Here is a 255-nt window from a genome sequence, read left to right as displayed (position 1 = left end):
CTTCTGGTCCACGATGCGGTGGCCGATGGTCACGCTGCTGTTGCCCAGGCGCTCGACAAACAGCTCCACCACGTTGTCGTTGGGCCACACGATCGGCAGGCGGTAGTTGACGTTGGTCGCCGCCACCACCGGCGCGATCCGGTCGGGCATGGCAACGCCTTCCACGCCCAGCATCCAGCGCACGCGCGCCTCTTCCCGGGAGGTGGTGTCCTTGGCGATGTTGACGTGGCCCCGGCGGTCCATGACGCGCCAGCG

The 255-nt window shown here is 68.2% G+C and carries 1 protein-coding gene; it reads right to left on the bottom strand.

Annotated elements, in window-relative coordinates; translation table 11 throughout:
• Positions 1-255 (bottom strand): acyl-CoA thioesterase (locus ACQG3P_RS20640; RefSeq protein ID WP_426806091.1); only part of this gene is annotated, 255 nt, incomplete at both ends.

The organism is Stenotrophomonas sp. SrG, assembly GCF_050031795.1.
Lineage (GTDB): Bacteria > Pseudomonadota > Gammaproteobacteria > Xanthomonadales > Xanthomonadaceae > Stenotrophomonas > Stenotrophomonas rhizophila_A.
The sequence above is the reverse complement of the archived record's forward strand: the minus strand, read 5'-3'. Positions and strand labels throughout refer to the sequence as shown.